Below are 3,756 nucleotides of genomic sequence, written 5' to 3' on the forward strand. Positions count from 1 at the left end.
CTCATGGTGGCGTTGATTACGTGGGCATCTTAAGGGCTGCGCTCACCAATTTACGCGGTAATCTTTCTCAGGGTGCATCAACCATCACCATGCAGGTTGCCCGGAATTTTTTTCTGAGTAACGAAAAAACCTTTAGTCGTAAGATTTATGAAGTTCTCCTCTCTTGGGAAATTGAGTCTCAATTAAGCAAAGATAAGATTCTTGAGATATACATGAATCAGATTTTTTTGGGGCAAAGGGCGTATGGATTTTCTAGTGCAGCCCAGATTTATTTTGGGAAAGAATTAAGGGACATCACGATTGCTGAATCTGCGATGTTGGCAGGTTTGCCAAAAGCACCATCGGCATACAACCCAGTAAGCAATTTTCGTCGCGCAAAAATTCGCCAGGAATATATTTTGCAGCGTATGCGGGATTTGTCATACATCACTCCCGAGCAGTATCAAGTTGCCATGGCAGAAGAGTTGCATATTCGGGGCTTGGGAAATGAGTTTAGTACTCGCGCCGATTTTGCTTCAGAGATGGTGCGTCAATTATTGTTTAGTCAATACGGTGAGGCAATTTATTCCCAAGGAATTGATGTATACACCACGCTCTTGAAGGCAGATCAAGATGCAGCATATAGAGCGGTGCGTCGAGGTATTTTTGAATATGATTTGCGCCATGCTTATCGTGGTCCGGAAGGTTTCATTGATTTACCGGAAGATGCGACGAAGCGTCAGCGTGCAATTGACGAGGCTTTGTTAGCTTACCCCCAGTTAGATGATTTGCAGTCTGGGGTAGTGCTTGATGTCAAGCCAAAAGAAATGCAGGTCATGATTGCTACTGGGGATGTGATCACCTTAAAGGGTGAGAGCATGAAACTAGCTACTGCTTCCTTAACTGACAGTACTCAACCAAAAAAACGTTTACGCCCTGGTGCCATTATTAGATTGCTATCCGATGGGGGTATTTGGAAGTTGGCACAACTCCCTCAGGTTGAGGCCGCCTTTATTTCTATGAATGCTGATACGGGCGCGATCCTCTCATTAGTGGGGGGGTTTGATTTCCGCCGTAATCAGTTTAATCATGTGACTCAGGCCCAACGCCAGCCAGGCTCCTCATTTAAGCCGTTTATTTATGCTGCCGCAATCGAGAAAGGTTTTTCTCCAAGCACCATGGTGAACGATGCGCCATTATCGATTGGCAGTATGGAAACAGGTAGCCAAGCCTGGGAGCCAAAAAACTATGATGGTAAGTATGAGGGCATGATGCGTTTGCGTATTGCTTTGGCTAAATCAAAAAACTTGGTTTCTGTTCGCCTAATCCGCGCCATTGGTCCCTCCTATGCGCAAGAATATATTCAGCGCTTTGGGTTTGAGGCAGAAAAGCATCCTCCTTACCTAACCATGGCATTAGGCGCAGGCACCGTGGCCCCTTTGCAAATGGCATCCGCATATAGTGTGTTTGCTAACGGCGGCTATCGTGTAGACCCATACTTAATTAATAAGATGACGGATTCAAAGGGTACGGTTTTATTTGAAGCTAAACCTACTCACGCACACGAGGATGCGACTCGTGTATTGGATGCGCGCACAGCCTTTGTGATAGATAGTATGTTGCAAGAGGTCACGAAGACTGGAACCGCCGCAAGTGCAAGAGCGAAATTGGGTCGCTCTGACATTGCCGGTAAAACGGGTACTACTAATGAGTCCCACGATGCTTGGTTTGCGGGATATAACCCGCAGGTAGTTGCAATTGCTTGGATTGGTTTTGATAAGCCGGCAAGCTTAGGTGATCGTGAAACTGGTGGCGGTCTTGCTCTGCCTATGTGGATCTCTTATATGAGCACCGCGTTAAAAGATCAGCCACAACAAGCGCGTGAAGTACCGGCAGGTGTGACTCAAGTTGATGGTGATTGGTTTATCCCTGAGTTCTCTAATAATGGTGGTGTGCGCGAACTGCAGTAGTTCGTCTTAGCAATGGCAAGGCAAGCGCGTACCATTATTCCTGGTCAAGCAATGCATGTCATGGTTCGTGGCAATAATCGGGAAACACTTTTCTTTAATGATTCTGATCGCTGCACCTATTTAGATTGGCTGCGAGAGGCAGCAAAACAATTTGGTAGTGCAGTGCATGCATTCGCTTTGATGCCAAACCATGTGCATCTCTTAATGACTCCCCAAAATGAAGATTCGCTTGCGAAGACGATGCAATCTCTAGGTAGGCGTTATGCCCAGTATTTCAATCAACAGCACCACCGTTCTGGAACAATTTGGGAGGGGCGTTATCGTTCTTCGCTAATAGACCCTGATTATTTTCTGCGTTGCCAACGTTATATTGAGCTCAATCCCGTAAGGGCTGGCTTTGAATCGAACCCTCAAGATTCAACTTGGACTAGTTTTGCCTCCCACATTGGTGGTAATGCTGAGCCTTGGTTGGTTGATCACCAGCACTTTTGGAAGCTGGGTAATACCCCGTTTGAGCGACAAATGACATGGGCAGGGTTTGTTAAGGAAGGCGCACCTCACTGGGAAGATCGCGAAATTACTGAGGCATTAGTGAGATCCAAGCCTTGGGTCAGCGATATCTATGCAAAGAGCGTATTCAAAGATAATCCCGATCAAGTACTAATCCGACATCGTGGACGTCCAAAAAAATTAATACCAATAAATTCAATGACTTAAGTAATACTTAAGGTCTTTAGTATTTTACTGCTTGGCCGTAAAGTTCTGACTCTGTCCCTTTTATATAAATGAATTTTACTTATTGCCTAATTTAAATGGGACAGATTCATTTTATTTCTATTGCATCAGCATGGGTATTCCCCTATATTTGATTCTCCAAAAGTAATCAGGCCCCCAGGGCAAACGGAAATACCATGACTACACAAATGAACACAGACCTTCGCCCAATCGCGCAGGGTCTTTACGATCCACAAAATGAGCATGATGCTTGCGGCGTAGGATTCGTTGCCCACATCAAAGGCAAGAAGTCACATGAGATCGTTACTCAGGGATTGAAAATTCTTGAGAACTTGGATCACCGGGGAGCCGTAGGTGCGGACCCTCTAATGGGTGATGGCGCAGGAATATTGATTCAGGTTCCCGATACTTTGTATCGAGAAGAAATGGCAAAGCAAGGCGTCGAGTTGCCACCGTTCGGTGAGTACGGTGTCGGCATGATTTTCTTGCCTAAGGAACATGCTTCTCGTTTAGCTTGTGAGCAAGAATTGGAGCGCACTGTACGTTTAGAAGGTCAAGTCGTATTGGGTTGGAGAGATGTACCCATCGATGTGAAATTGCCGATGTCTCCAACCGTTCAAATGACAGAGCCATTTATCCGTCAAATTTTTATTGGGCGCGGACGTGACATCATGACAACGGATGCGCTTGAGCGTAAGTTGTATGTCATTCGTAAAACTGCAAGCCATGCTATTCAAGATTTACATTTAAAGCATGGCAAAGAATATTTTGTAGCATCAATGTCTGCTCGGACCATTGTTTACAAGGGTTTGCTGTTAGCAAACCAAGTGGGTGCGTACTATAAAGATTTACAAGATCCACGTACAGTATCTGCATTAGCTTTAGTACACCAGCGCTTCTCAACCAATACTTTCCCAGCTTGGGAGTTGGCTCACCCATACCGCATGATTGCGCACAACGGTGAGATCAATACTGTTAAGGGTAACGTCAATTGGGTGAATGCACGAGAGGGCGCCATTAGCTCCCCAGTGTTGGGTGATGACCTCAAAAAATTATGGCCACTCATTTATCC

General features: G+C 45.5%; 2 protein-coding genes and 1 pseudogene. All 3 read left to right on the forward strand.

Translation table 11 applies throughout. The annotated features are described in order from the left end of the window. The coding region (locus B7X71_RS13545; protein WP_293601015.1) for a PBP1A family penicillin-binding protein at positions 1-1,949 on the forward strand (1,949 nt) is incomplete at its 5' end. 12 nt (positions 1,950-1,961) lie between these two features. After that, on the forward strand, positions 1,962-2,666 hold the full coding sequence (locus B7X71_RS13550) for a transposase (RefSeq protein WP_293601016.1): 705 nt from the start codon (positions 1,962-1,964) through the stop codon (positions 2,664-2,666). A gap of 194 nt (positions 2,667-2,860) precedes the next feature. Next, positions 2,861-3,756, forward strand: a pseudogene (locus tag B7X71_RS13555) (glutamate synthase subunit alpha); the annotation flags it as partial.

The sequence above is a fragment of the Polynucleobacter sp. 39-46-10 genome, assembly GCF_002282275.1.

Bases quoted from the DNA above. Each gene is read 5' to 3' on its own strand.
- B7X71_RS13550 (WP_293601016.1), top strand. From the start codon at position 1,962: ATGGCAAGGCAAGCGCGTACCATTATTCCTGGTCAAGCAATGCATGTC.